Origin of the sequence: Oryzisolibacter propanilivorax, assembly GCF_900103645.1 — a bacterium.
GTDB lineage: Bacteria > Pseudomonadota > Gammaproteobacteria > Burkholderiales > Burkholderiaceae_C > Melaminivora > Melaminivora propanilivorax.
The window spans coordinates 67,170-88,129 of record NZ_FNHP01000004.1 but is presented as its reverse complement, the minus strand read 5'-3'; the positions used below and the strand labels follow the sequence as shown (position 1 = coordinate 88,129).

The window sequence follows — 20,960 nt, the reverse complement described above, 5'->3', positions numbered from 1 at the left end:
TATAGCTATTGTTTGAATAGCATTCGGCGCGCTTGGCGCGTCCCTTCGCCATGTCCGCAGCACCGCCGTCCACCGCCTCCGCCCCACGCGCCCAGCCGGCGCGCCGCCGTGCCAGCGCCGCCGAGCGGCGCGAGCAGGCATTGCAGGCCCTGGTGCAGCTGCTGCAGGAGCCGGACGGCATCCGTGTCACCAGCGCCGCGCTGGCGCGCCAGCTGGGCTGCGGCGAAGCGGCGCTGCTGCGCCCCTTTGGCGGCCGCGCCGGGATGTTCGAGGCGCTGCTGGACTTCATCGAGACCAGCGTCTTCACCCTGGTGCGCCAGATCACCGGCGATGACGGCCAGCCCGGGCCGGACAGCGCCGCGCGCATCGTTGCCATGGTGCTGCAATTCGCCGAGCGCAACCCGGGCCTGGCGCGGCTGATGGCTGGCGACACCCTGGCGCACGAAAGCGCGGCGCTGGACCAGCGCATGCAGCGCTTCTTCGACAAGCTGGAGGCGCAGCTGCGCCAGTGCCTGCGGCCCGCGCTGCCGGAAGACGCGGCGCCGCAGGACGCGGCCGACCTCCAGCCTGCGGCCGGTGCCGGCACGCAGCATGCATTGCGCGCGGCGCTGCTCGTCGATGTGCTGCGCGGCCGGCTGCAGCGCCAGGTGCGCAGCGGCTTCCAGCGCCTGCCGACCGAGCGGCTGCAGGCCACGCTGGCGCTGCTGGGCTGACTGCCCGCCTGGGCAGCGGCGTGCTCGCCTTGGCAGCACCGGCTGCAAGCCAGCCACCCATGCGCCGGTCGCGGCGCACCCGCATTGCACCGCCTGTCCCCGCCATCCCACAGGGGCAGCTCGATTGCCTCTACGTGCTGGCGCCGATGCCGATGCCTTGTCTCCGTTGAAAAAATAGATAGCTGAAAGCCTTGGCGGAATCAGGGCTGGCGGCGGTTTTGGCTGCCAACCGGGATGGCAGGGCAGGGTCACAGCCTGTCCAGGGTTTTCCCTGAAACCCGGGGCATCAGCCACTGCGCACTGGTCAGAACGAAGCCTTTTGTGCAAAATAGCACGATCGTTCGTTTTATTCCCGCCATGTCCGCCGCTCCCTCCCCCGCCTCTGCTTCTGCAACCCCGCGCACCGCGCGCCGCGAAGGCCGCGCGCTGAAGGGCCAGCAGACCAAGGCCGCCATCACCGAGGCCGCCCTGGGCCTGGCCACGCACATCGGGCTGGAGGGTCTGTCCATCGGCGCGCTGGCCGACGTGACGGGCATGAGCAAGTCGGGCGTGTTCGCCCACTTCGGCTCGCGCGAGGAGCTGCAGATCTCCGTCATCCGCGAATACCACCAGCGCTTCGAGCAGGAGGTGTTCTACCCGGCGATGGAGTACGAGCGCGGCCTGCCGCGCCTGCGCGCGCTGTTTTCCCACTGGATGCAGCGCACCTCGGTCGAGATCGACTCGGGCTGCATCTACATCAGCGGCGCCGTCGAGTTCGACGACCGCGACGGCCCGGTGCGCGACGCGCTGGCCAGCTCGGTGCTGACCTGGATGGCCGCCATGTGCCGCGCCATCGAGCAGTGCCAGGAGCTGGGCCAGCTGCGCGCCGATGCCGACCCGCGCCAGGTGCTGTTCGAGATCCACGGCCTGATCCTGGCGCTGCACTACGAGGCGCGTTTTCTGAAGACGCCCGGCTCGCTGGAGCGCGCGCACGCCGGGTTCGACAGCATCCTGGCGCGCTACGCCGCCTGAGCCAGCCGCCCGTTTTTTCCCACACCCGTTTCCACCCGCTTTTTCCAGGAGCCACCCGCATGCCCATCTACACGCCCCCGCTGCGCGACATGCAGTTCGTGATGCACGAAGTGTTCAAGGTCACCGACGAGTTCAAGGCCATGCCGGCGCACGCCGAGGTCGATGCCGACACCCTCAACGCCGTGCTGGAGGAAGCCGGCAAGTTCGCCGCCGGCGTCACCTTCCCGCTGAACATCAGCGGCGACACCGAGGGCTGCAAGCTCGACACCGCGACGCACGAGGTCACGCCGCCGAAGGGCTTCAAGGAGGCCTACCAGCAGTTCGTCGAGGGCGGCTGGCCGGCGCTGTCGTGCCTACCGGAGTTCGGCGGCCAGGGCCTGCCGCACACGGTGAACCAGTGCCTGTACGAGATGCTCAACAGCGCCAACCAGGCCTGGACCATGTACCCCGGCCTGTCGCACGGCGCCTACGAGGCTTTGGTGGCGCACGGCACCGACGAGCAAAAGAAGCTGTACCTGCCGAAACTCGTCAGCGGCGAGTGGACCGGCACCATGTGCCTGACCGAGCCGCACTGCGGCACCGATCTGGGCCTGCTGCGCACCAAGGCCGAGCCGCAGGCGGACGGCAGCTACAAGCTCACGGGCAACAAGATCTTCATCAGCGCCGGCGAGCACGATTTCACCGAGAACATCGTGCACTTGGTGCTGGCGCGCCTGCCCGACGCCCCGAAGGGCAGCAAGGGCATCAGCCTGTTCGTTGTCCCGAAGTTCAAGGTCAACGCCGACGGCAGCCTGGGCGAGCGCAACCCGATCTTCTGCACGGGCCTGGAGCACAAGATGGGCATCCACGGCAACGCCACGGCGCAGATCGCCATCGACGGCGCCACCGGCACGCTGGTGGGCGAGCCGAACAAGGGCCTGGCGGCGATGTTCGTGATGATGAACGCCGCGCGCCTGGGGGTCGGCAATCAGTCGCTGGGCCTGACGGAAGTGGCCTTCCAGAACGCCTTGGCCTATGCCAAGGACCGCCTGCAGATGCGCAGCCTGTCGGGCAAGAAGGCACCGGACAAGGAAGCCGACCCGATCATCGTGCACCCCGACGTGCGCAAGATGCTGCTCACCGCCAAGGCCTACGCCGAGGGCGCGCGCGCGCTGCAGATCTTCTGCACGCTGCTGCTGGACAAGGCGCAGCACCACACGGACGAAAAAGTGCGCAAGGATTCGGATGAGCTGGTCGCGCTGCTGACCCCCATCGTCAAGGCCTTCATCACCGACAACGGCCATGTGGCGACGAATGCCTGCATGCAGGTCTTCGGCGGCCACGGCTACATCAAGGAATGGGGCATGGAGCAGTTCGTGCGGGACAACCGCATCAACATGATCTACGAGGGCACCAACACCATCCAGTCGCTGGACCTGCTGGGCCGCAAGGTGCTGGGCAACAACGGCGCGACGCTGAAGAAATTCGGCAAGCTGGTGGGACAGCTGGTGGCCGAGGAAGGCGTGAACGAGAAGATGGCCGAGTTCATCAACCCGATCGCCTACCTGGGCGACCAGATGACCAAGTTCACCACCGAGATCGGCTTCCGCGGTTTCCAGAACCCGGACGAGGTGGGCGCCGCCGCGGTGGACTACCTGCGCGTGGCGGGCCACCTGGTGTTCGGCTACCTGTTCGCCCGCATGGCCCAGGTGGCGCTGCGCGAGATCGCAGCCGGCAACACCGACCCGTTCTACCAGGGCAAGTTGCAGACGGCGCGGTTCTACTTCGCCAAGCTGTTCCCTGAAACCGCGACGCTGATGCGCACCGCACGCGCGGGCAGCAAGGTGCTGATGGACACGGACGCGGCGCTGGCCTGATAGTGGGGCATCCCACCCTCACCCCAGCCCTCTCCCGCCTGAGCCGGAGAGGGAGCAAGTCCCGAGGCGCGCCGCCGGTCTTGCTCCCTCTCCCCCTTGGGGGAGAGGGCAGGGGTGAGGGGGTTCTTTTCTCCCTCCGTCTTCAAGCCTTTTTGCCCTGGAGCCCATATGAACAAAGCGCTAGCAGCTATTTTTTGTGTAGCAATCGCCGCCCCCGCATGGGCCCAGATGTCGCCCGTGGGCACCTGGCGCAGCGTGGACGACAAGACCGGCGAGGCCAAGTCCGAGATCCGCATCACCGAGCAGCAGGGCGGCGTGCTGGAAGGCCGCATCGAGAAGCTGCTGCGCAAGGGCGCCGATCCGGAAGCCAAGTGCGTGGAGTGCAAGGACGCGCTCAAGGACCAGCCCATGGTTGGCCTGCCGATCATCACCGGCGCCCGCAAGGCCGAAGGCAAGGACGTGTGGGAGGGCGGCAAGATCCTCGATCCCGAAAGCGGCAAGACCTACACCCTGCGCCTGACGCCCATCGACAGCGGCCAGAAGCTGGAAGTGCGCGGCTCCATCGGCCCCTTCGGCCGCACGCAGACCTGGCAACGCGTGAACTGATTACCCCCCGAAGCGCCTGCGGCGCCTCCTCCCCAGGGGGCGCACCCAGCGGACCGGCGAAGCCGGATCCGCGGGTGCACTGGCGTGTCGGCGCTGTGTGGTGAACACATGAGGAATTTTTGAATGTCCCGATTTAACGTGAAGAAAGTCGCCGTGCTCGGCGCGGGCGTGATGGGCGCGCAGATCGCCGCCCACCTCGTCAATGTCAAGGTGCCGGTGGTGCTGTTCGACCTGCCCGCCAAGGAAGGCCCGAAGAACGGCATCGTCACCAAGGCCATCGCCAACCTGAAGAAGCTCAAGCCCGCGCCGCTGGGCGTGCCCGAGGACGCCGACCTGATCCAGGCGGCGAACTACGAGGAGCACCTGGCGTTGCTGGGCGGCTGCGACCTGGTGATCGAGGCCATCGCCGAGCGCATGGACTGGAAGCAGGATCTGTACGAAAAAATAGCGCCGCACGTCGCGCCGCACGCCATTCTGGCCAGCAACACCTCGGGCCTGTCGATCACGAAGCTGTCCGAGGCGCTGCCCGAGCAGCTGCGCCCGCGTTTTTGCGGCATCCACTTCTTCAACCCACCGCGCTACATGGTGCTGGTGGAACTCATCGACACGCCCACCACCAGTCCTGAGGTGCTGGACCAGCTCGAGGCCTTCGTCACCACGGGCCTCGGCAAGGGTGTGGTGCGCGCGCACGATACGCCGAACTTCATCGCCAACCGCGTCGGCATCGCCGGCATGCTGTCCACCATGAAGGAGGCCGAGCACTACGGCCTGAGCTTCGACGTGGTGGACGACCTGACGGGCAAGAAGCTCGGCCGCGCCAGCAGCGGCACGTTTCGCACCGCCGACGTGGTGGGCCTGGACACCATGGCCCACGTCATCAGGACGCTGCAGGACAACCTGAGCGAGGACACCGACCCGTTCTACGCCAGCTACGGCACGCCCGCCGTCTTGAGCAAGCTGATCGAGGCCGGCCAGCTGGGCCAGAAGTCCAAGGCCGGTTTCTTCAAGAAGGTCGGGCGCGACATCCTGCGCTTTGAGCTGGAAAGCGGCGACTACGTGCCCGCCGGCCAGAAGGCCGACGAGGTCTATGGCCGCATGCTGAAAAGGCCCGCCGCCGAGCGCCTGAAGCTCCTGCGCAACGCCGAGGGGCCGCAGGGCCAGTTCCTGTGGGCCATCCTGCGCAACGGTTTTCACTACGCGGCCGTGCACCTGGGGACAATAGCCGACACCGCGCGTGACGTGGACCAGGCCATGCGCTGGGGCTTCGGCATGAGCCAGGGGCCGTTCGAGCTGTGGCAGGAGGCCGGCTGGCTGGAGGTGGCGAAGATGGTCCAGGAGGACATCGACGCCGGCAAGGCGCTGTCGAAGGCGCCGCTGCCCGACTGGGTGTTCCACGGACCGGTGGCCGACGCCGGCGGCGTGCACACCGCCCAGGGCTCGTGGAGCCCGCGCCAGGGCAAGTTCGTGCCGCGCCGCCAGCTGCCCGTGTACCAGCGCCAGTACTTCCCGGAAAAGCTGCTGGGTGAGGCCAATCTGCCCGATTGGCGCACGGCGGGCACCACCATCAGCAACACCGATGCGCTGCGCGTGTGGACGCTGGACCGTGAGGTCTGCCCTGCCGGCGGCCGGGTGCTGATCGCCAGCATCCAGAGCAAGATGCACGCCATCAGCCCGGACGTGATGGAGGGCCTGCTGGAGGCGCTGGAGCTGGCCGAGCGCGAGTACGAGGGCCTGGTCATCTGGTCGGGCGACGCGCCGTTTTCCGTGGGCGCCGACCTGCAGGCGACCATGCCAGCCTACGTGGTGGCGGGCATCTCCGCCATCGAGGGCATCGAGCACGAGCTGCAGAACCTGATGCTGCGCCTGCGCTATGCCCAGGTGCCGGTCATCTCGGCCATCCACGGCATGGCGCTGGGCGGCGGCTGCGAGCTGGCGGTGCACAGCGCGCGCCGCGTGGCGCACATGGAAAGCTATCTGGGCCTGGTCGAGGTCGGTGTGGGCCTGGTGCCCGGTGCCGGCGGGCTAACCTACATCGCCCGCCGCGCGGCCGAGAACGCCGCGAAATCCACCGGCAAGGACCTGCTGCCGTTCCTGACCGAGGGCTTCACGGCGGCTGCCATGGCCAAGGTCGGCATGAGCGCGCCCGAGTCGCGCAAGCTCGGCTACCTGCTGGAGGACGACATCATCGTGCCGCACAAGGACGAACTGCTGTTCGTCGCCGTGAACGAGGCCCGCGCCATGGCCATGGCCGGCTGGCGCGCGCCGATGAAGCGGCTGTTCCCGGTCGCGGGCAGGAGCGGCGTGGCCACTATCCGCGGCTCGCTGGTGAACATGCGCGATGGTGGCTTCATCAGCGAGCACGACCAGCGCATCGCCACCATGATCGCCGAGGTGGTCTGCGGCGGCGACGTGGACCCCGGCACGCTGGTCAGCGAGGAATACCTGATGGCGCTGGAGCGCAAGGCGTTCTGCACGCTGATCGAGCACCCGAAGACGCAGGAGCGGATCCTGGGGATGCTCAATACCGGCAAGCCGGTACGCAACTGACGCGGGGCAGGCAGATGGCAGGCCGGGCAGACCCTCCCCCTAGCCCTCTCCCGCAGGCTGGAGAGGGAGCGAAGAGCGCAGGCCCTCACCCCGGCCCTCTCCCGCGAGCGGGAGAGGGAGCAGGGGGCGGTTCTGGCCGTGGGGGTGATGCAGGGCGCGCTTCTGGCTCCCTCTCCCGCGTGCGGGAGAGGGTGGGGGTGAGGGTGCAAAACGCCCGCGCCCTGCGCCAGCAGCCCACCGACGCCGAGCGTCTGCTCTGGCGCCACCTGCGCGCCCAGCAGTTGGGCCAGCACAAATCCCGCCGCCAGCATCCCATCGGCCCCTACTTCGCGGACTTCGCCTGCGTGGCAGCCCGCCTGATCGTCGAGCTCGACGGTGGCCAGCACGCGCATGGCGACGGACTGGCGCATGACCAGCAGCGTACGCAGTTCCTGCAATCGCAAAGTTGGCGCGTGCTGCGTTTCTGGAACCACCAGATGTTGGGCGAGACCGATGCCGTGTTGCAGGTCATCGCCCAGGCTTTGACAGACCCTCACCCCAGCCCTCTCCCGCACGCGGGAGAGGGAGTAGAAATCCAAGGACACACGTCATGAAACAAGTGCAAGACGCCTACATCGTCGCCGCCACGCGCACGCCCATCGGCAAGTCGCACAAGGGCTATTTCCGCAACTACCGCCCCGACGACCTGCTGGCGACCATCCTCAAGGCCGCGCTGGCGCAGGCGCCGGGGCTGGACCCGCAGGCCATCGAGGACATCATCTGCGGCTGCGCCATCCCCGAGGCCCAGCAGGGCTTGAACGTGGCGCGCATCGGCGCGGTGCTGGCCGGGCTGCCGACCAGCGTCGGCGGCATCACCGTCAACCGCTTCTGCGCCTCGGGCCTGTCGGCGGTGGCGATGGCGGCCGACCGCATCCGCGTGGGCGAGGCCGACGTGATGGTCGCCGCCGGCGTGGAGAGCATGAGCATGGTGCCGATGATGGGCAACGCCCCCAGCCTGTCGCCGTCGATCTTCGAGCGCGATGGCGATGTGGGCATCGCCTACGGCATGGGCCTGACGGCCGAGAAGGTGGCGCAGCAGTGGCACGTCTCGCGCGAGGCGCAGGACGCCTTCGCGCTGGAGTCGCACCGCCGCGCCATCGCCGCGCAGCAGGCGGGCGAGTTCGCCGACGAGATCACGCCGGTGGAGGTGACCGACCGCAGCGCCGACCTGGACAGCGGCGAGGTCGTCGCCACGACCCGCACCGTGGACCTGGACGAGGGCCCGCGCCCCGACACCACGCTGGAGGGCCTGGCCAAGCTGCGCACGGTGTTCGCCGCGCGCGGCACGGTGACGGCCGGCAACAGCAGCCAGACCAGCGACGGCGCCGGCGCGCTGATCCTGGCCAGCGGCGCGGCCGTGCAGCGCTTCGGCCTGACGCCGCTGGCGCGCTTCGTCAGCTTCGCCAGCAAGGGCGTGCCGCCGGCCATCATGGGCATCGGCCCGATCGAGGCGATTCCCGCCGCGCTGCGCTACGCCGGGCTGCAGCTGTCCGACATTGACTGGTTCGAGCTGAACGAGGCCTTCGCCGCGCAGTCGCTGGCCGTCATCGACACGCTGGGCCTGGACACCGCCAAGGTCAACCCCATGGGCGGCGCCATCGCGCTGGGCCACCCGCTGGGCGCCACCGGCGCCATCCGCTCGGCCACGGTGGTGCACGCGCTGCGCCGCAAGAACCTGAAGTACGGCATGGTCACCATGTGCGTCGGCATGGGCCAGGGCGCGGCGGGTATCTTCGAGCGCGTCTGACAGCGCGCCGATGCGGGCGAGACCAGGGCGGTGCACAGAAGAATATCGGCCAAAACAGCCGCATGTCGTGACGAAACATGGGCTTGCAGCTATGAAAAAAGTAGCGATCAGCTGCGATCTTTCGCCCGCCCGGCGCGCCCCACCCGCGTCGCCGGCATGACGCGCGTCGGTCCCGTCCCCCGGCACACTCGCCAGCCATGACCGACGAGCAACCGCACCCACTCGACCAGGCCCTGGCCCTCACCGCCCAGGCGCCTGGCCACTACACCGGCCACACCAGCGCCGCCTACTGGAACATGGTCGGGCCCTATGGCGGCATCAGCGCCGCCACGGTGCTGGCGGCCGTGCTGCGCCACCCCGAGGCGCTGGGCGAGCCGGTGGCCCTCACCGTGAACTACGCCGCCGCCCTGGCCGAGGGCGCGTTCACCCTGCAGGCCGTGCCCGAGCGCACCAACCGCTCCACCCAGCACTGGACGGTGCGCGTGCTGCAGCCGCCCGGCCCGGGCCAACCGGAAACAGTGGTGACTACTGCCACCGTCCTCACGGCTGCGCGGCGCGAGACCTGGAGCGCCAGCGACAGCCCCATGCCCGAGGTGCCGTCGCCCGCCGAGTGTCCGGCCATCGCGCCGATGTTCCCGGTGCAGTGGCTGCAGCGCTACGAGATGCGGCCGGTGAGCGGCCTGCTGCCGCAGGTTTGGGACGGCCGCGAGGCCGACAGCGCCTCGTGCCTGTGGGTGCGCGACGCGCCGCCGCGGCCGCTGGACTTCCCCGCGCTGGCCGCGCTGGCCGACGTGTTCTACCCGCGCGTGTGGCGCCGGCGCGCGCTGCAGGTGCCGGCCGGCACCGTCTCGCTCACGGTGTACTTCCACGCCGATGCCGCGCTGCTGGCGCGCACCGGCAGCGGCCACCTGCTGGCCCAGGCGCGCGCGCAGGAGTTCCGCGCCGGCTTCTTCGACCAGAGCGCCCAGCTGTGGAACCAGGCCGGCACGCTGCTGGCCACCAGCCACCAGATCGTCTACTACAAGGAATGAACCGCACCATGACCGCTTCCACCCCCGCCACGCAGGACATCCTGGTGCACGCCGAGGCCGGCGTCACCACCATCACCTTCAACCGCGCCGACAAGAAAAATTCCATCACCGAGGCCATGTACGCCGCCATGGCCGACGCGCTGGCCGCGGCGCGCGACGACGCGGCGGTGCGCGTGGTCGTCTTCCAGGGCGACATGGCGATCTTCAGCGCCGGCAACGACATCGCCGACTTCCTGCGCCAGGGCGCGCAGGGCGGCGGCGCGGCAGCGCCCGACGCGCAGGCGCCGGTGTGGCGCTTCCTGCAGGCGCTGGCCGAGTTTCCGAAGCCGCTGGTCGCCGCCGTGTGCGGCCCGGCCGTGGGCATTGGCACCACGCTGCTGCTGCACTGCGACCTGGTCTATGCCGGCGACAACGCCGCGTTCTCGCTGCCCTTCGTCAACCTGGGGCTGTGCCCCGAGGCGGCGTCCAGCCTGCTGCTGCCGCAGCTGATGGGCTACCACCGCGCGGCCGAGGCGCTGCTGCTGGGCGAGCCCTTCCTGGCCGAGGCGGCGCTGGAGGTCGGCTTGGTCAACCGCGTGGTGCCGCCGTCCGAATGCAACCTGCTGGCCCAGGCGCAGGCCAGGAAGCTGGCGGCCAAGCCGCTGTCGGCGCTGGTCGAGACCAAGCGCCTGATGAAGGCCGGGCAGGCCACGCAGATCCGCGAGCGCATGCGCGAGGAAGGCGCCAGCTTCGCCCGCCTGATGGCCGGCCCGGCGGCGCGCGAGGCGTTCACCGCCTTCATGGACAAGCGGCACCCGGACTTCAGCCGCTGCTGAGCGCCTGTGGGCGACCCCGGCGCGCGGGGTGCTGGCGGCGGATCGGGAAGAGGGCTGCGACACACGCGCTGGCCGCAGCTGTCCAGGGATTTGCAGCGACCCAGACCGCCTGGGGCGGCGGCTGCGCACCCCGCGCAGGAGTCGTCGACCAGCGCAGGGTTCCGGCAACGGCAGCGCGCAGCCGTGTGGCGGGGCCTGGGCGCTCTGCCGGGAATGCCCGGGCAGGGGCGGCGGTGTGGCCACGGCCGGCGGGCGGCGCGGGCGCACCCGGAATGCGAGATTGACGGTGTTTTCTGGATCTGGCCCTTATTTTGCAAGGGCCTTAAGCTATTTTTTCAATAGCAATCGGCGTTCATGTCCTCTACCTTGCCATCCCCGCCCGTCGTGTTCGAGCCTGAATTCATCTCCGGCCTGCGCGAGGTGTTCGAGCGGAGCATCCCCTTCAACCAGCTGCTGGGCCTGCGCATCGACGACATCACGCCCGAGCAGGTCAGCGCGCACCTGGAGATGCGCCCCGAGCTGGTCGGCCATTTCACCTACCAGCGGCTGCACGGCGGCGTGATCAGCACCGGGCTGGACGCCACCGGTGGCTTGGCGGTGATGGCCGCGCTGGGCGCGCGGCACATGGCCGATGCGCCGCTGGCGCGGCTGCAGCGCTTCGCCCGCTTGGGGACCATCGACCTGCGCGTGGACTACCTGCGCGCCGCACTCAAGGGCCCGTTCCAGCTGCGCGCGCAGGTGCTGCGCCTGGGTTCGCGTGTGGCCAACACGCGCATGGAATTCCTGGGGCCGCAGGGCGAATTGTTGGCCAGCGGCGCGGCCGCCTACATTGTTTCGTGATGCGGGACGACGGCCGGTTGCGCTGCAAGCCGCTGCAAAGCCTGCAAGCGCATGCAACCAATGAGGGTTTTGGTTACTTTTATTGCCTGATGCCAGCACTTGCCGCGTGAAGCGACCCCTAGGATGCAGCGGTCTTTTTCAGGAGTTCCGATGGCCGTGCAAAATCCCTTCTTTGGCAAGCGAGATAGCGTTCCCAGCAACCCCGGCGCCAGCGACAGCAACTTCGCCGCCCGCCAGCCGGCCGGCCTGGGCGGCATTGCCAACCGCGCCGCCATGCCGGCCACCGGCACCACCAGCATGAACACCAGTACACCCGCCACCCCCGCCACCAGCACCGCTGCCAGCGGCAGCGAAGCCCCCGCCACCGGCGGCAGCAAGCTCACCGTCGGCCCGAACATCAAGCTCAAGGGCGTGGAGATCACCGACTGCGACACGCTGGTGGTCGAGGGCACGGTGGAGGCGACCATGGATTCTCGCGTCATCCACATCGCCGAGCAGGGCGCGTTCAAGGGCTGCGCGGAAATCGACATCGCCGAGATCCACGGCCAGTTCGACGGCCAGCTCACCGTGCGCGAGAAGCTGGTGATCTTCGGCTCGGGCCGCGTCAGCGGCAAGATCCGCTACGGCAAGGTGGTGATCGAGGAGGGCGGCCAGCTGACGGGCGAGATCTCGGTCGGCAGCGGCCCGGCCCCGGCCGCCGCGCGCGCGCCGTCCACGGTGGCCGCCACCGGTACCCCGGCGCGCTCCGAGGTGGAGGCACTGCAGGCCTGAGCCGGCGCCGGCTTTTCTTTTTCCTTTCTTTGCAACGACCAAGCCGCCCGGCGCCTGCCCGGCGGCTTTGTCGTTTCCGGCGCGCTCAGGCCGGCTGCGCCGGATGCACCGGCCGTGGCCGGCCCTGCTCGTCGATGGCCACATAGGTCAGGCGCGCCTCGGTCACCTTCAGGTAGCGACCCTGGGTGCGGATGCCCTCCGCGTACACCTCGACCTGCACCGTCATCGAGGTGCGGCCCACGCGCGTGATCTCGGCGTAGAACGACAGCAGGTCGCCCACGCGCACCGGCTGCTTGAAGATGAATTCGTTCACCGCCACGGTGGCCATGCGGCCCTGCGTCAGGCGGCCGGGCAGCACCGAGCCGGCCAGGTCCACCTGCGCCATGACCCAGCCGCCGAAGATGTCGCCGTTGCTGTTGGTGTCGGCCGGCATGGGGATGACGCGCAGCACCAGCTCCTTGTCGCGCGGCAGTTCGGGGTGGACTTCGGGATGATCGGTCATGGGGACGCAAGGCGGGCGCGTTGGCCGGGCAGGCACGCGCGGTGGGCAACGAAACCGTGCATTGTCCGGCATGCGCACCCTGGTCAGCAGGCTTTGGCGGACGCAGTGACAATCGACCGACCCCGCTCTTCTCCGCGGCATGCCCACGCTGCCGCCGCTGCCCATGCGCCGTTTCGGCCCTGCCTCCGCTGCCCCTCCCGTCCCTTCCGATCCCGCCGCCCGGCGCACCGACTGGGCCACGCTGTCGCGCCTGCTGCCCTACCTGTGGCAATACCGGCTGCGCGTGCTGGTGGCCATCGTGCTGCTGGTCGGCGCCAAGCTGGCCAACGTCGGCGTGCCGCTGCTGCTCAAGCAGCTGATCGACGCCATGACTGTGCCGCCTGGCAGCCCCGCCGCGCTGCTGGTGGTGCCGGTGGGGCTGCTGCTGGCCTACGGCGCGCTGCGGCTGGGCAATTCGCTGCTGAACGAGCTGCGCGAGCTGGTCTTCGCCAAGGCGACGCACGGTGCGGCGCGTTCCATCGCCCTGAAGACGTTCGAGCACCTGCACGCCTTGAGCCTGCGCTTTCACCTGGAGCGCCAGACCGGCGGCATGACGCGCGACATCGAGCGCGGCGTGCGCGGCATAGAGTCGCTGGTGTCGTTCGCGCTGTTCAACATCGCCGCCACGCTGATCGAGGTGCTGTTGGTGCTCACCGTGCTGGCCACGCGCTTCGACGCCTGGTTCGCCGGCATCACGCTGGCGGCGCTGTTTTGCTACATCGCCTGGACGGTGTGGGTGACCGAGTGGCGCATCCAGTTCCGCGTGCAGGCCAACCAGTTCGACTCGGCCGCGCACGGCAAGGCCATCGACTCGCTGCTGAACTACGAGACCGTCAAGTACTTCAACAACGAGCAGTTCGAGGCGCGCCGCTACGACGAGAGCCTGGCGGCGCTGCGCCGCGCGCAACTGAAAAGCCGCAGCACCTTGAGCCTGCTGAACGCCGGCCAGCAGCTGATCATCGCCACCGGCCTGGTGGCCATGCTGTGGCGCGCGACCGAGGGTGTGGCCGCCGGGCGCATGACGCTGGGCGACCTGGTCATGGTCAACGCCTTCATGATCCAGATCTACATCCCGCTGAACTTCCTGGGCGTGGTGTACCGCGAGATCAAGCAGAACCTGACCGACCTGGACAAGATGTTCACGCTGATGGACCGCCCGCAGGAGGTGGCCGACGCGCCCGGCGCCCCGGCGCTGCAGCTGTCCGGCCCGCCCGCCGTGCGCTTCGAGGACGTGCGCTTCGCCTACGAACCGGCGCGGCCCATCCTGCAGGGCGTGAGCTTCGAGATCCCGCCCGGGTGCACGGTGGCGGTGGTCGGCCCGTCGGGCGCGGGCAAGAGCACGCTCAGCCGGCTGCTGTACCGCTTCTACGACGTGCAGGGTGGCCGCGTGTCCATCGCCGGGCAGGACGTGCGCGGCGTGACGCAGCAGTCGCTGCGCCGCGCCATCGGCATCGTGCCGCAGGACACGGTGCTGTTCAACGACAGCATCGCCTACAACATCGCCTACGGCCGGCCCGGCGCCAGCCGCGCCGAGGTCGAGCAGGCCGCGCGCGCGGCGCGCATCCACGACTTCATCGCCGCGCTGCCGCAGGGCTACGACACGCAGGTCGGCGAGCGCGGGCTGAAGCTGTCGGGCGGCGAAAAGCAGCGCGTGGCCATCGCCCGCACGCTGCTCAAGGACCCGCCGGTGCTGATCTTCGACGAGGCCACCAGCGCGCTGGACTCGGCCAACGAGCGCGCCATCCAGGCCGAGCTGCGCGCCGTCGCCGCCGGCAAGACCACGCTGGTCATCGCCCACCGCCTGTCCACGGTGGTGGACGCGCACGAGATCCTGGTCATGGACGCCGGGCGCATCGTCGAGCGCGGCACGCACACCGCGCTGCTGGCCGCCGGCGGGCGCTACGCCGGTATGTGGGCGCTGCAGCAAAATAATGGTGAAAACGGGCTCTAGCCCATATAAAAAAAGGGCATCCAGCTACATTTTCAGGAGCGTTCTTGCGGGGCGTGCAGGCAGGGCTTCAGTTCCGCATGCCCCATGCGGACAGCCCCCGGCGCCTGGTGTCCAGGCGCCGGGGGTTGAGGCTTCAAGGCTACTGCTTGCGTGCCGCGATGGCCTTCTCGGCGGCGTTCACCAGGTCGGCGCCGATCGGGCCCTTCCACTTGTCGAACACCGGGCGCGTGGCCTTGGCGAAGGCCTCGCGCTCGGCGGCGCTCAGCTCGGTGACCTGCACGCCATTGGCGGCCAGTTCCTTGAGCAGCGGCTTGCCGGGCTCGACCATGCCCTTGCGGGCGATGGCGATCTCTTCCTGGCCGGCCTCGATGGCAGCCTGGCGCACGGCCTCGCGGTCCTGGGGCGTCCAGCTGTTCCACACGTCCTTGTTCACGACGAAGACCAGCGGGTCGTTCATGTAGCCCCACATGGTCACGTACTTCTGCGCCACGTTGTGCAGCTTGGCGGCCATGAACACGGAAATGGGATTTTCCTGGCCGTCCACGGCGCCACTGGCCATGGCCGGCTGGGCGTCGGCCCAGCTCATCTGCGTGGGGTTGGCGCCCAGGGCGGTGAAGGTGTCCAGGAACAGTGGCGAGCCGACCACGCGGATCTTCAGGCCCTTCAGATCGGCCGGACTCTTGATCGGGTGCTTGGAGTTGCTGATCTCACGGTAGCCGTTCTCGCCCCAGGCCAGGGGCACCACGCCGGCCTTTTCCAGCGTCTTGAAGATCTGCTTGCCCACGTCACCCTGCGTCACCGCGTCCACCGCGGCGTAGTCGGGACACAGGAAGGGCAGCGAGAACAGGTTGAGCTGCTTGACCTGGGGCGACCAGTTGATGGTCGAGCCAATCGCCATGTCGATCACGCCCTGGCGCAGCGCCGAGAACTCGCGCGTCTGGTCGCCCTGGATCAGCGACACGCCGGGGTAGAGCTTGATGTTGATGCGGCCGTTGGTCTTTTCCTTGACCTTGTTGGCCCAGATCTCGCCGCCCTTGCCCCAGGGGAAGGCGGTGCCCAGCACCAGCGACATGCGGTACTCGCTCTTGTAGCCGGCGGGCTGCTGCGCGTGCGCGGCGGGCAGGCCCAGGGTGAGCAGCGTGGCCGCGGCAGCGGTGGCGGTGAGGAAAGCGCGAAGCTTCATGGTTTCAGTCTCCTTGGGTTGGATGGGGAAAATCCCGGCTTCCTCTCCCACGAGGCGGGAGAGTGAAGCAGCTCTCGACTCCTTCTCCCGCAGGGCGGGAGAGGGAGAAACACATCAGTCAATAACCCAGCCGCGCCGGCAGCCACAGCGCGATCTGCGGCCAGACCACCACGGCCAGCATGGCCAGGCACATCGCCAGCACCAGCCACAGCACCCAGCGGGTGGTGGACTCCATGCGCACCTGGGCGATCTTCGCCGACACCATCAGGTTGACGGCCATGGGCGGCGTGAACTGGCCGACGGCAATGGTCAGCACCAGCACCACGCCGAACCACACCACGTCCCACTGGTAGTGCTGCATGATGGGCTGCATCAGCGGCACGAAGATCAGCATGATGGAGATGCCGTCCAGGAACATGCCCAGGAACAGCAGCAGCACGATGATCAACGCCAGCACGCCGCGCTCGCCCAGGCCGGACTCGACGATGCCGCGCGTGACCGGGTCGATCACGCCCAGCGTGGACAGCGAGAAGGCGAAGATGCCGGCCAGCGACACCACCAGCAGGATCACCGCCGACAGCTCGCCGGCCTCGCGCAGGATCGGGAACAGGTCGCGCAGCCGAATGGTGCGGTGCACCACCATGCCGACGAACAGGCCATAGAACACCGCCACCACCGCGGCCTCGGTCGGCGTGAACCAGCCCATGCGCATGCCGCCCAGGATGACCACCGGCGCCGCCAGACCCCAGGCGGCGTCCTTCAGGCTGCGCCAGAGCGGCGGGCGTGGCAGCGACGCCTCCAGCTGTCCCATCTTGTGGCGCCGCGCCAGCCAGACGGCCGGAATGATCAGCGCCAGCCCCGCCAGCACGCCCGGGAACATGCCTGCAGCGAACAGCGCCGGCACCGACGCGCCCGGCACCAGCACCGAATAGATGATGAACGCGACCGACGGGGGGATCAGGATGTCGGTGGCGGCAGCCCCCGCGACCACGCTGGCCGAGTAGCCCGCCGGGTAGCCGGCGCGCGCCATGGCGGCGATCATCACCCCGCCCACGGCGGCGGCCGTGGCCGGGCCCGAGCCCGAGATGCCGCCCATGAACATGGCCACGCAGATGGCCACCAGCGGCAGCATGCCGGGGCCGCGCCCGACGATGGCGACGGCGAAGTTCACCAGCCGCAGCGCCACGCCCGAGCGGTCGAAGATCGAGCCAACCAGCACGAACATCGGAATCGCCAGCAGCGGGTACTTGCCCAGGCCGGCGTAGAAGTTCTGCGGCACGGCCAGCAGACCGAACCACTGCGTCTCGGCGTTGGCCAGAGCGATGGCGGTGGCGCCGGCCAGGCCCAGGGCCGCGCCGATGGGCACGCCCAGGAACATCAGCGCCAGGAAGGCGACGAACAGCAGCGTGGCGATCATGGCCGCGGCTCCCCGGGCAGTTCGTCGCCCGCCAGGTAGGCGGCGTCGCCCTGGCGCGTGCGGCGCACTAGCAGGCCGACGGCGCGCGCGGCGATCAGCGTCGACAAAATCGGCAGCCAGATCGAATACCACCACTGCGGCACGCCGATGCCGGGGGATGTCTCCTCGTACCGGTAGTCGTCCCAGACCACGCGCACGCTCAGGGCGGCGATCAGCGTGAACAGCAGCGCCACCAGCGCCGCGCCCAGCTGCGCCAGGCGCCGGCGGCGCGCGGCGGAGCCGGCGGCGCAGAAGAACTCGATGCGGATGTGCTGGTCGCGCGCCACCGCCGAGGCGCCGCCCACCAGGGCCAGCACGATCATCAGGAAGATGGAGAACTCCTCCGTCCAGGCGAAGGAGGAGTCGGTGAAGTAGCGCACGATCACGTTGGCGAAGGTGATCAGCGCCAGCAGCGCCATGGACAGGACGGTGAGCCAGTCCTCCAGGCGCAGGAAGCGGGGCTCGGCGTCAGCGCCGGGCGCGGCTGCGCGGGCGGCATCGGCCGGCCCGGGAGAAGGTTGGGGGGGCATGGAAACGCGGGAGCGGGAAGTCGGTCATGGGGCAGGGTGAGGTCGCTTCAGCCCGTCGGCTTCGTGTGCCGGGGGCCCTGGACGGCTGGCGCTGGGGATGGCGCGCGCAAGGGAGGTATTTTGCAATCAAATGCAAAGCGGGCCGCGCCAGGGTGTTCCCGATGCGCGCCGGCGGCCTTGCGCGCGGGCGACGCAAGCGCCTGTGGCCAGGCCTGGCCTGGCCTGGCCGGGGCGGATAATGCGCGCCACTATGGAAACCAAATGGCTTGAAGACTTCGTCAGCCTGGCCGAGACGCGCAGCTTCAGCCGCTCGGCGCAACTGCGCCACGTGACGCAGCCGGCGTTCTCGCGCCGCATCCAGGCGCTGGAGGCCTGGGCCGGCACCGATCTGGTGGACCGCAGCTCCTACCCCACGCGCCTGACGGCTGCCGGCACCACGCTGTACGAACAGGCGCTGGAGGTGCTGCAGGCGCTGCACAACACCCGCGCGGTGATGCGCGCGCACTCCAGCAGCGCCGGCGACATGGTCGAGTTCGCCGTGCCACACACGCTGGCCTTCACGTTCTTTCCGGCCTGGGTGTCGGCGCTGCGCACGCAGTTCGGTCCGTTCAAGAGCCGGTTGATCGCGCTGAACGTGCACGATGCGGTGCTGCGCCTGGTCGAGGGCGGCTGCGACCTGCTGATTGCCTACCACCACGAGTCGCAACCCATCCAGCTCGATCCCCAGCGCTACGAGATGGTGCTGCTGGGCGAAGAGCCGCTGGCGCCCTATGCCAAGGCCGGCCCGGACGGCGCGCCGCTGTTCACTCTGCCCGGCGCCAGCGCTGAGCCGCTGCCCTTCCTGGGTTACGCGCCTGGCGCCTATCTGGGGCGCGTGACGGACCTGATCCTGAAGCAGGCGGCGTCGCCCATCCACCTGGACCGGGTCTATGAGACCGACATGGCAGAGGGCCTGAAGGCCATGGCGCTGGAGGGCCACGGCGTGGCCTTCCTGCCCTACAGCGCCGTGGAAAAAGAACTGCGCGCACAGCGGCTGGTGAGCGCCGTGCCGCCTGGCATGGCACCGCTGCAGATGACCATGGAGGTGCGCGCTTACCGCGAGAAGCCCTCGCGCAAGGAGTCGGCCAAGGGCCTGGTGCAGCTGCTGTGGGACCACTTGGCGGCGCAGGCCAGCCGGCAGGAGCCCTGACGCGATCCGCGCGTGCGGCAGTGCCGCGTGCACGACAGGCAGAGGGGGCGCAGTTGACCGATACTCGCGCGCCATGGTCATGACTGTCTTTCCTTTTGTGGCTGCAATGCTGCGCCGGCGTGTCACCCGTCTTGCTTGCCTGGCTCTGCTGGGCTGCGCGCCGCTGGCGCAGGCGGAGGGCGTGCTGGAGCGCGTGCGCGCGGGCGGTCCACTGGTGATCGCGCACCGTGAATCGTCGGTGCCGTTTTCCTATGTGGTTGAGGGCAAGCCCATGGGCTATGCGCTGGACCTGTGCCTGCGCCTGGCCGATGTCGTGCGCCAGCGCACCGGCAGGAAGGACATGCCGGTCAAGCTGCTGCAGGTCACGCCCGCCGACCGGCTGGAGGCGGTGCGCAGCGGCCGGGCCGATCTGGAGTGCGGCTCGACCACCAACAACGCCGAGCGCCGCCGCGACGTGGCCTTCACCATCCCGCATTTCATCACCGGCGCGCGCATGCTGGTGCCGGCCGCCAGTTCGGCCACGCGCATCGAGGACCTGGCGGGCAAGCGGCTGGTCTCCACGCGCAACACCACGCCGCTGAAGGCTGTGCAGCAGGCCAATCGCGAGCGGCTGCTGAACGTGGAGATCCTGGAGGCGCCGGACCACGAGGCGGGCGTGGTGATGGTGGAAAAGGGCCAGGCCGACGCCTTCGTCATGGACGACGTGCTGCTGTTCGGCCTGCTGGCCAACCGGCCCGACCCGGGCCGGCTGAAGGTGGTGGGCCGCTTTCTGACCACCGAGCCGCTGGCCATCATGTTGCCCAGGGACGACCCGGCCTTCAAGCAGCTGGTGGACGACGAGATGCGCCGGCTGATCCAGAGCGGCGAGATCGGCGCCATCTATGACCGCTGGTTCATGCAGCCGATACCGCCTACCGGGCGTGCGCTGAACCTGCCGGTGAGCTACCTGCTGCGCGACTTCTGGAAATACCCTAGCGATCAAGTGCCATTCTGAGCCCATCAGCAAGCACAATACCGCTGCAGGAACCGCGGCGCACATCCACGCGCCGCAGCGGGGCCAGGCCCACGGGCCATCGCCTTCCATCCTTCCCTTTCCCGACCCTCAAGGAGACCCTATGAAGAAGCATTTGCTGGCTGCCGCCATCACTCTGCTGGCCGCAGGCACCACGTTCGCGCAGGCCAACGACACGCTGGCCAAGATCAAGTCCTCGGGCGCCATCACCCTGGGCGTGCGCGAGTCGTCCGGCCTGGGCTACACCCTGGGCAACGGCAAGTACGTGGGCTTCCATACCGAGATGAGCGAGCGCATCGCCGACGACATCCAGAAGCACCTGGGCCTGCCCAAGCTGGAGATCAAGTACCAGCCGCTCACGTCGCAAAACCGCATTCCGCTGGTCACCAACGGCACGGTGGACCTGGAGTGCGGCTCGACCACCAACAACCAGGCGCGCCAGAAGGAAGTGGCATTCGCCGTGACCACCTACGTGGAAGAGGTGCGCATGGCGGTGAACGCCAAGTCGGGCATCAACAGCATCAAGGACCTGAACGGCAAGACCCTGGTGACCACCACCGGCACCACGTCGGTGCAGACGCTGCGCAAAAACAAGCGCGCCGAGGGCCTGAACTTCCGCGAGATCATGGGCAAGGACCACGCCGACAGTTTCCTGATGCTGGAATCCGGCCGCGCCGATGCCTTCATCATGGACGGCTCGATCCTCGCGGCCAACATCTCCAAGTCCAAGAACCCGCAGGACTTCAAGATCGTCGGCGAGGTGCTGTCGGTGGAGCCCATCGCCTGCATGTTGCGCAAGGACGACCCGGCCTTCAAGAAGGTGGTGGACGATTCCATCAAGCGCCAGATCGCCGACGGTTCGCTGGCCAAGCTGTATGACCGCTGGTTCATGCAGCCCATTCCGCCGAACAACGTGAAGGTGGGCCTGCCGCTGTCGGAAGCCACCAAGGACGCCTGGGCCCATCCCAATGACAAGCCGATGGAAGCCTACGACATCAAGTAACCGGGCCTGAGCACGGCGTCACAGCGCCCCTTTTCCGCCAGGACGGCAGGAAAGGGGCGTTTTGCGTTGTCCCTGGCTTGTGCCCGCGCCTGGCGCGCGGGCCACGCCTCGGGGCAGCA

Annotated in this window: 19 protein-coding genes; 15 read left to right on the top strand and 4 right to left on the bottom strand. The window is 68.9% G+C overall.

Annotation, left to right across the window (positions count from 1 at the left end; all coding sequences use genetic code 11):
- The first annotated feature begins 50 nt into the window (after positions 1–50).
- The 11 genes from slmA to BLQ61_RS08050 all read left to right on the top strand — a co-directional run bounded on the left by slmA (position 51) and on the right by BLQ61_RS08050 (position 11,976).
- Complete coding sequence (gene slmA, locus BLQ61_RS08100; protein ID WP_091568779.1) at positions 51–713, top strand: nucleoid occlusion factor SlmA; 663 nt, start codon at positions 51–53, stop codon at positions 711–713.
- A gap of 357 nt (positions 714–1,070) precedes the next feature.
- A complete protein-coding gene (locus tag BLQ61_RS08095; protein WP_091568778.1) occupies positions 1,071–1,724 on the top strand; it encodes a TetR/AcrR family transcriptional regulator in 654 nt (217 codons plus the stop codon).
- Between the two features lie 59 nt (positions 1,725–1,783).
- Entirely contained in the window at positions 1,784–3,580 is a 1,797-nt protein-coding gene (locus BLQ61_RS08090) for an acyl-CoA dehydrogenase C-terminal domain-containing protein (RefSeq protein ID WP_091568776.1), read from the top strand.
- A gap of 168 nt (positions 3,581–3,748) precedes the next feature.
- Positions 3,749–4,186, top strand: coding sequence for a DUF2147 domain-containing protein (locus BLQ61_RS08085; RefSeq protein WP_091568774.1), 438 nt, complete (start codon positions 3,749–3,751; stop codon positions 4,184–4,186).
- A gap of 123 nt (positions 4,187–4,309) precedes the next feature.
- Positions 4,310–6,733, top strand: coding sequence for a 3-hydroxyacyl-CoA dehydrogenase/enoyl-CoA hydratase family protein (locus tag BLQ61_RS08080; RefSeq protein WP_091568773.1), 2,424 nt, complete (start codon positions 4,310–4,312; stop codon positions 6,731–6,733).
- A gap of 203 nt (positions 6,734–6,936) precedes the next feature.
- Entirely contained in the window at positions 6,937–7,326 is a 390-nt protein-coding gene (locus tag BLQ61_RS08075) for an endonuclease domain-containing protein (protein ID WP_245703918.1), read from the top strand.
- Positions 7,323–8,519, top strand: coding sequence for an acetyl-CoA C-acyltransferase (locus tag BLQ61_RS08070; RefSeq protein WP_091568769.1), 1,197 nt, complete (start codon positions 7,323–7,325; stop codon positions 8,517–8,519). Before BLQ61_RS08075 ends, BLQ61_RS08070 begins: the two co-directional genes overlap by 4 nt.
- Positions 8,520–8,716: 197 nt before the next feature.
- A complete protein-coding gene (locus BLQ61_RS08065; protein ID WP_091568768.1) occupies positions 8,717–9,550 on the top strand; it encodes an acyl-CoA thioesterase in 834 nt (277 codons plus the stop codon).
- Positions 9,551–9,558: 8 nt separating this feature from the next.
- The gene (locus BLQ61_RS08060) at positions 9,559–10,365 is read left to right on the top strand and encodes an enoyl-CoA hydratase (RefSeq protein ID WP_091569112.1); all 807 of its coding nucleotides are present in this window, start codon (positions 9,559–9,561) and stop codon (positions 10,363–10,365) included.
- Positions 10,366–10,719: 354 nt separating this feature from the next.
- Positions 10,720–11,205 carry a thioesterase family protein gene (locus BLQ61_RS08055; protein ID WP_091568766.1) on the top strand — a complete coding sequence of 162 codons (486 nt, stop codon included), beginning with the start codon at positions 10,720–10,722 and terminating at the stop codon, positions 11,203–11,205.
- 150 nt (positions 11,206–11,355) lie between these two features.
- Positions 11,356–11,976: a bactofilin family protein gene (locus BLQ61_RS08050; protein ID WP_091568765.1), complete on the top strand. Its 621-nt coding sequence runs from the start codon at positions 11,356–11,358 to the stop codon at positions 11,974–11,976.
- A gap of 85 nt (positions 11,977–12,061) precedes the next feature.
- Here BLQ61_RS08050 and BLQ61_RS08045 read toward each other — a convergent pair whose 3' ends face one another.
- Positions 12,062–12,478 (bottom strand): acyl-CoA thioesterase, encoded by a 417-nt coding sequence (locus tag BLQ61_RS08045; RefSeq protein ID WP_091568763.1) that lies wholly within the window; start codon positions 12,476–12,478, stop codon positions 12,062–12,064.
- Between the two features lie 163 nt (positions 12,479–12,641).
- Between BLQ61_RS08045 and BLQ61_RS08040 the strand changes: the two genes are divergently transcribed.
- Positions 12,642–14,468 (top strand): ABCB family ABC transporter ATP-binding protein/permease, encoded by a 1,827-nt coding sequence (locus BLQ61_RS08040; RefSeq protein ID WP_091569110.1) that lies wholly within the window; start codon positions 12,642–12,644, stop codon positions 14,466–14,468.
- 139 nt (positions 14,469–14,607) lie between these two features.
- Here BLQ61_RS08040 and BLQ61_RS08035 read toward each other — a convergent pair whose 3' ends face one another.
- The 3 genes from BLQ61_RS08035 to BLQ61_RS08025 form a co-directional block, all read right to left on the bottom strand.
- Positions 14,608–15,651, bottom strand: a complete 1,044-nt coding sequence (locus BLQ61_RS08035; protein WP_091568762.1) for a DctP family TRAP transporter solute-binding subunit — start codon at positions 15,649–15,651, stop codon at positions 14,608–14,610.
- Positions 15,652–15,769: 118 nt separating this feature from the next.
- Positions 15,770–17,068, bottom strand: a complete 1,299-nt coding sequence (locus tag BLQ61_RS08030; protein WP_091568760.1) for a TRAP transporter large permease — start codon at positions 17,066–17,068, stop codon at positions 15,770–15,772.
- Positions 17,065–17,637, bottom strand: coding sequence for a TRAP transporter small permease (locus BLQ61_RS08025; protein ID WP_091568759.1), 573 nt, complete (start codon positions 17,635–17,637; stop codon positions 17,065–17,067). The genes BLQ61_RS08030 and BLQ61_RS08025 overlap by 4 nt, the downstream gene beginning before the upstream one ends.
- A 250-nt stretch (positions 17,638–17,887) precedes the next feature.
- Here BLQ61_RS08025 and BLQ61_RS08020 point away from each other — a divergent pair, with 250 nt between their 5' ends.
- The 3 genes from BLQ61_RS08020 to BLQ61_RS08010 all read left to right on the top strand — a co-directional run bounded on the left by BLQ61_RS08020 (position 17,888) and on the right by BLQ61_RS08010 (position 20,841).
- Complete coding sequence (locus BLQ61_RS08020; RefSeq protein ID WP_175488250.1) at positions 17,888–18,826, top strand: LysR substrate-binding domain-containing protein; 939 nt, start codon at positions 17,888–17,890, stop codon at positions 18,824–18,826.
- Between the two features lie 106 nt (positions 18,827–18,932).
- Complete coding sequence (locus BLQ61_RS08015) at positions 18,933–19,820, top strand: amino acid ABC transporter substrate-binding protein (RefSeq protein WP_091568755.1); 888 nt, start codon at positions 18,933–18,935, stop codon at positions 19,818–19,820.
- Between the two features lie 121 nt (positions 19,821–19,941).
- Entirely contained in the window at positions 19,942–20,841 is a 900-nt protein-coding gene (locus tag BLQ61_RS08010; protein WP_091568754.1) for an amino acid ABC transporter substrate-binding protein, read from the top strand.
- Positions 20,842–20,960 lie beyond the last annotated feature (119 nt).